Below are 6475 nucleotides of genomic sequence, written 5' to 3'. Positions count from 1 at the left end.
GGCGTCATCGGCGCGACGCCGGATTGGGTGAGCGCCGTCGATTGGGCATCGTCTTCCAGCAGCCGCGCGATGCCGAAGTCCAGGAGCTTCGGGGCGCCACCGGGCGTGACCAGGATGTTGGAGGGCTTGAGATCGCGATGGACCACGAAGTTGCGATGGGCGTAGGCCACGGCTTCGAGCACCTGCTCGAAGAGGGCGAGGCGCTCCGTCACCGTGGAGCGCTGGTGATCGCAGTAGCGGTCCAGGGGCTGGCCCTCGATCAGCTCCATCGCGAACCAGGGGGTGCTGTCCTTGGCGACGCCAGCGTCGAGCAGGCTCGCGATGCCCGGGTGCTGGAGCTTCGCCAGCACCCGTCGCTCGAGCAGGAAGCGGGCGCGACGCTCCGGTGCGGCTAGGCCACCTACGACGAGCTTTAGGGCGACGCGCTTGCCGACGTCCTCCCGTTCGGCAAGGTACACAGCGCCCATGCCGCCGCGCCCCAGTTCGCCCAGCAGTGTGTAGGGTCCGATCTGCTGACCCGCGCTGCTCGGTGCGTCCTCTTCCTCCTGGATCGGGGAAACTGCGGCGGCGAGATCCGCCAGGGATGCGTCGAGGACGGTGCTCGTTTGTGAGTCCACCCGCAGCAGGGCCGCCACCCGCTCGCGCAGCGCCTGATCCTCTCCGCAGGCGCCATCGAGGAACGCTTCGCGATCCGCCTCGGGGCAATCGAGGGCGGCCTCGAAGAGCGCGAGGGCTGGATCCGCCGAAGGATCGTCCGTGATGGTCATGGCTCGCGCTGTGGCTGCGCCATCTCCAAGGTGAGCCAGGCCCGTGCGGCGCGCCAGGCGCGTTCCACGGACGACACGGACAGTCCTAGGGTCTGCGCCGTTTCCTCGGCGGTCAGGCCACCGAAGTAGCGGTGCAACACGACGTCCGCGCGGCGGGCGTCTACTTCCCGCAAGCGCTCCAGGGCTTCGTCGAGCGCGACGAGCTGCTCCGGTCTCACGGGCGCTGCGTGGGCTTGCTCATCGAAGGTGACCACCCACGCGTCACCGCCGCGCTTCTGGGCGAGCTCCCGGCGGGCGGCGTCCACCAGGATTTGGCGCATCGCGCGGGCGGCCGCGCCGAAGAAGTGTCGGCGGCTCTCCCACTCGATGTCAGCGCTTGGCACCAGCTTGAGATAGGCCTCGTGCACGAGGGCGGTGGTGTCCAGGGTGGCGCCGGCGCGGCCGCGGCGGACGCGGCTGGCGAGGCGTGAGAGTTCGCGGTAGACGTGGGAGAAGACCACGTCCAGCACCGCTACGTCCCCTTTGCCGGCGGCGCGGAGCAACGATGTGACGTCCGCTGACGCGGGTGGCGTCTCCGAGGGCCCTTGTGGCGAGAGGTTGCTCATGAGCTACAGGCCGAGTGCAGCAGCGATGGAAGCCACCATACGAGAAAACGCGCCCGCGGAAAAACGGTGCAGCATGTCCGGCCTTGTGGAGGCGCTGAGTGCTACGCGTTTGTGGGTTTGCGGTGAAGGCTTAGTCGAACGGATTACGTATGACTACGTGGGGAGAGCCTGGCCGCAATTTCGTGAGGCCTGAGCCCGCCCCCGCGCCAATTCGTTTCCTAATGAATTCAGACACATCAGGTTTTCATCATCCAACGATCAGGAAGCCCCCGGGGTGACATCAGGACACGGGGGTGCGTGCCGGGGAGGCTCTCCGTCAGCGGTCATGGCCCCGCTCAGCACGACCCGCGATGGCCGGCTGACAGCACCACTTGGAGATAGACCCCATGTACAAGACAACTTCCCTCATCGCCGGGCTTCCCGTGCTCGCAGCGCTGGCCCTGCTCAGCACACCAGCCTTCGCCCTGGAGTATGGCGAATGGCTGATCGCCATCGAGTACGGTGGCACCAACCACGGTTTCGCCGACGGCGAGCGTTTGCAGATCGAGGGCGCGGGCATGCCTGGGGAGGCGCTGACGCAAGTCGAGGGGTTCGACGCAGAACTCGGCGGTGGTCGCTTCGTCGAAGGACAGGTGGACGGGGGAGTGAGCTTGACCTTGAGTGAAGAAATGTTCTCGCTGGAGGTTGCCGTGTCAGTGCTCACAACGTGTAACGACGCGGGTATCGGGACGTGCGCGCGGTCCCTCATCCAGGACGGCGAGCTGGAGCTGTTCTTCACCGCTCCGGAGGACGCTGAGCTTCGCTTCACTGGAAGCTGGGCGGGCGGTGATGGCGAGGGCGTCAGCCTCGTGGATTTCTTCTCCCTCGAGCTCGTGCGCCTCACCGGTAACCCCTTCAACCCACAAGAACTAATAGTGGTGAACACGAATCAGGGCGATGAGGGAATCGAGACCGGAACAATCGATGAAATAGTCCAGCTGGAGGCGGGTGAAACCTACCAGCTCAACATACGCAACCAGACGGAAAGCGGTGACGGGCCCGACCTGGGCAGCGCAGTCTTCAGCGGCACGATCGTGAGCGCCGTTGCACCGATCGAGAGCAGCGTTGAAGACGTCTCCCTGATCACCGTGCTCTGTCGCAATCTGGCCAACGGGCAGTCCGTCACTGCGGCTCTCCTGGACGACACGAGTTGGAACTGCACCGACGCCGCGCTCATCGCCGAGGCGGGTGACCGCATCCTGCAGATCGTCGTGGGCGCGGCCAGCTGTGACTCGGATACGTGCGCCGTCGGCGGCGTCACCACAGGGGTCGATGGCCTGGTTACCGTATGCCGTAACCTGAGCTCGGGCGCCTTTGGTAATGCGGCGGTGGTAGAGGGCGCATGGAGCTGCCCCCTCGACATCTCCAACGGCGATCTCACCCTGCAGATCGTGGTGGGCGACGCTCCCGACCCCGGCGCAGCACCCGGCTTCCACTGACGAACGGGTCCCCTCGACCCACGCTCGGCGACGACCGAGCGTGGGTTCTGCTTGTCGCTCGTCCTGATGCTCAGGGCAACACGGCCGCCACGTTCACCGGGAAGATGAGTTGCTCGACGGTGACCACGCCGCCGTAGAGATGCTCGAGGGGCGCGTCGGGGAAGCCGCCGTAGGCAGCGCCGTCCACGTGGTAAGCGAGCAGGTAGGCGAGGGTGGGGCTGTCCGCCGCCGTGGGGCAGTAGGACAGCTCGCGCACGAAGCGGCCGTTGCCTTGCGCGTCGGGCACGAACACGTTGGGCACACCGCCCGCCGGTAGCACGCCGGGCCCTGCGTCGCCCACGTAGAAGTGCCACAGGGTGTAGACGCCGTTTGGCACGAGGTGCTCAAAACGTACGCGCATCGATGCGGTGCCGTCGGCGCGGCAGCGGATGCGCATGCGCCCCTCACCCGCCGTCCAGTCGTCGAGGCTGATCTGCGTGTTCGGCTCGCTGCGGCTCAGGGTGTAGGGCTGGGCGTCGGCATGGCCGGACACCTGGGCACGCTCGAAGACGCTGGGGCCGGCCTGGAGGAAGGCCTCGCGCAGGGGCAGGTTCTCGCCGCTGGTGTCGAGGGTCTCGGGCGGCTGACCGAACATTACCTCCTGGAACTCCCGATCGATGTTGGTTGCCAGGAGTGCGTAGCCCGGCGTGGCGGCGGTCAACGGTAGCGGTAGGTCGCTGCTCGGGTCGTACTCGCCGAGGAAGTTGGCGCCGAAGGTGCCGAGTTCACCGCCCCAGTCCACGATGGGTTCGCCGAGAAAGCGGTTTAGGCCCGTCTCGACGATGCCGTCGATCACGCTGGTGCTGGCGCCCGTGTCAGCGGGTGCGTCGTGGCTGGCGAGGAGGGTCAGGGAGGCGCTCAATATGAGGCCGAGGGTATGCGTTCGCATCGGGGGTAACCTCTGTTTTGTTGGATGACTACGGCTCGACGTCGCGCTGGCGTCGAGGTGTAGTGGTTCCTGCGCCATCCAGTTGTTGGAGAGGTCACCGGCAGATTGGATGCCGCATCAGCGGCCGACGAGCGGATCGTAGTCGTACGTCGGGGCCGCCAGGAGAATCGCTTGGGCGAACTCCGTGTCATCGTGATTGAGGCAAGCAGCACCCCTATGATGCGTCCCTGTGATTCGGCCGTAGACACAGAGGGGTGTGGGTAGGTGCCAGAGGGACCTGAGATTCGCAGGGCTGCCGACAGGATCGCCGAGGTCCTCGTCGACCGGCCGATCGAGCAGGTGACGTTCGCTTTCCCTGCGCTGAAGCCCTACGCAAAGCGCCTGGCCGGCCAGCAGATCCTCGACCTGGAGACGCGCGGGAAGGCCCTGCTGACGCACTTCGACAACGACTACACCATCTACTCGCACAACCAGCTCTACGGGGTCTGGAAGATCGCGAAGCGCGGCAAGATGCCGAGCACCAACCGCTCGCTGCGACTGGCAATCCACACGCCCACCCATAGCGCGCTGCTGTACTCCGCATCCGACATCAGTGTCTGGCACCGCGATCAACTCAGCGCCCATCCCTTCCTGGCCACGCTCGGCCCAGACCTCCTGTCCGCGGGTCTGCGTTGGCAAGAGGTCAGTGAACGTCTCGACAGCAACGAGTTTCGGGGCCGCGCCCTATCCGCGCTGTACCTGGATCAGCGCTTCTTGGCAGGCAGTGGCAACTACCTGCGATCAGAGATCCTGTTCTGCGCCGGCCTCCACCCCAAGCGCCGGCCAAAGGACCTGACCCGCGGAGAGCGCGGCCGCCTCGCCCGCGAGACGCTGTCGGTCACTCAACGCAGTTACGAGACGGCTGGAATCACCCTGACGCCGCAGCTGGCACGCAAGCTTCAGCGATCCGTGAGGGGGTTCGAGCGGCGACGGTTCTTCGTGTTCTCGCGTGAGGGCCAAGCTTGCTATCGCTGTGGGCAGACCATCAAGCGGGAGGAGATGGGGAGCCGTCGCATCTATTGGTGTGCGGGCTGCCAACCGGCGCCATAGGCCTCCTTGACATGCCGCTGAACCGTGCCTCGGTAGTGGGCGAGCTTTCAGAGGTGCTCGCGTCAAAAGAGGCTGTTCGGGCCGGGGGATAGTGGAGCGCTTGATCATTCACTATCCTGCGTGCGTGCAGACCGTACTAAACGCGGGTGAGCCATGGCTGAGTCTAAGGCGTTCAAACACTGGTTCGACCGGGCCGCCGCCCGCGCACTGGCCGCACAGATCCAAGCGGCGGACGCAAACTTCGACAAGAAGCGCTTCGTCACTGCCGCTTCCCGCGGCCTCGATGCCTTAGAGATGATGGATCGCGTCAAGCAGTTCTCCGCCGCCCTTCGCACCCACCTCCCGCAAGACATCCCCGAAGCCCTCGACACGCTCACCCGCAGCCTGCCTCCCCCGCTACCCAACTGCGACGCGGTCACCGATGGCTGGCTGCAGTGGCCGGTCGGGCAGTTCATCGCCGACTACGCCACCGACCACTACGATGCGGCCATGCCCGCCATGTACGCCTTGACCCAACGCTTCTCATCGGAGTTCGCCGTACGCCCCTTCGTCGAGCGCTACCCGGACCAGGTATTCGCACAGTTCGCGAAGTGGACGGACGATGCGAGCCCCCACGTGCGGCGCTGGTGCTCGGAGGGTGTGCGACCCCGTCTGCCCTGGGGCGCGCGGCTCCACGCCCTGATCGAAGAGCCGAGTCCGATCTTTCCGATTCTGGAAGCGCTCAAGGACGACGACGAGCTCTACGTGCGACGGTCCGTCGCGAACACGCTCAACGACATCGCCAAGGACCATCCCGATAGGGTGCTCAGCGTGCTCGAGTCCTGGCGCGACGGTGCGACGGAGGGCCGCGACTGGGTGATCAAACACGCGGCTCGCTCGCTGGTGAAGCAGGGCGACGCCCGGGCCTTGGCGTTGTTGGGTTTCGCCAAGCCTAAGTCCCTCGATGCGCAGCTCACGGTGGCGCCGAAGCGGATACCCATTGGGGGCGTCGTGGATCTCACCCTCGAACTCACCAGCCGAAGCCGCAAGGCCCAGCCGCTGATGATCGATTTCGTCGTCCACTATCCCCTCGCTAATGGGCAGTCAGGGCCGAAGGTCTTCAAGTGGACGCAAAAGGAGATCGCCGCGGGCGGTCGCTTGACCCTCAGCAAGACGCTCCGGATCAAGCCCACCACCACCCGGGTACTGAGGCCAGGGGTGCATCCGGTGGAGCTTCAGATCAACGGCCAGCGCTTGGCGAAGGCAAGCTTCCGACTGATCGCCAGCTGAGCCCAACGCGACAGTGCCGGGCGGATTCAGTCTCTATTCAGGCGGTACCCCCTATCGTGCGCCCGGAGAGCCACAGAGCTCCTCCATCTGCCCAGCACAACACCGCCGGAGTACCGCAATGCTAAAGGCCGCGAGACTTGCCCCTGTCCTATTGATCGCCTCAGCCCTCAGCGGCTGCGTCGTCGCCATCGGTAACGATGACGGCGAGAGCGAGCAATGGCAGACCGTACAGCGCACCAACGACAGCTACATCGACAACCTCTACCTCGGGACGAGCAAGGCCCGGGTGGTCGCCGACCTCGGCCAACCCGACTTCAAGGAGGCCTTCGACCGCCACGG

7 protein-coding genes are annotated in these 6475 nt (G+C 65.8%); 4 read left to right on the top strand and 3 right to left on the bottom strand.

What is annotated here, in order from left to right; translation table 11 throughout:
- Together AAF184_24165 and AAF184_24160 are read right to left on the bottom strand one after the other, a co-directional pair.
- A partial coding sequence (locus tag AAF184_24165; GenBank protein ID MEO0425451.1) for a serine/threonine-protein kinase occupies nt 1-767 on the bottom strand: 767 nt, incomplete at its 3' end.
- Nucleotides 764-1372 (bottom strand): ECF-type sigma factor, encoded by a 609-nt coding sequence (locus AAF184_24160; GenBank protein ID MEO0425450.1) that lies wholly within the window; start codon nt 1370-1372, stop codon nt 764-766. The genes AAF184_24165 and AAF184_24160, both read right to left, overlap by 4 nt.
- 386 nt (nt 1373-1758) lie before the next feature.
- On the opposite strand from AAF184_24160, the gene AAF184_24155 reads away from it, so the two are divergent.
- Entirely contained in the window at nt 1759-2850 is a 1092-nt protein-coding gene (locus tag AAF184_24155) for a hypothetical protein (protein ID MEO0425449.1), read from the top strand.
- A gap of 70 nt (nt 2851-2920) precedes the next feature.
- Here the strand turns inward: AAF184_24155 and AAF184_24150 are convergent, their stop codons facing one another.
- On the bottom strand, nt 2921-3778 hold the full coding sequence (locus AAF184_24150) for a hypothetical protein (protein MEO0425448.1): 858 nt from the start codon (nt 3776-3778) through the stop codon (nt 2921-2923).
- 264 nt (nt 3779-4042) lie between these two features.
- On the opposite strand from AAF184_24150, the gene nei reads away from it, so the two are divergent.
- From nei to AAF184_24135, 3 genes are all read left to right on the top strand, one after another.
- Nucleotides 4043-4867, top strand: coding sequence for an endonuclease VIII (nei, locus tag AAF184_24145; protein ID MEO0425447.1), 825 nt, complete (start codon nt 4043-4045; stop codon nt 4865-4867).
- A 153-nt stretch (nt 4868-5020) separates the two neighbouring features.
- Nucleotides 5021-6136, top strand: coding sequence for a DNA alkylation repair protein (locus tag AAF184_24140; protein ID MEO0425446.1), 1116 nt, complete (start codon nt 5021-5023; stop codon nt 6134-6136).
- Nucleotides 6137-6254: 118 nt separating this feature from the next.
- Nucleotides 6255-6475, top strand: a 221-nt coding sequence (locus AAF184_24135; GenBank protein ID MEO0425445.1) for a DUF3192 domain-containing protein, incomplete at its 3' end; no start/stop codon positions are given.

This window comes from Pseudomonadota bacterium, assembly GCA_039815145.1.
Taxonomy (GTDB): Bacteria; Pseudomonadota; Gammaproteobacteria; order Steroidobacterales; family JBCBZW01; genus JBCBZW01.
This window is presented reverse-complemented; position numbering and strand designations above follow the sequence as displayed.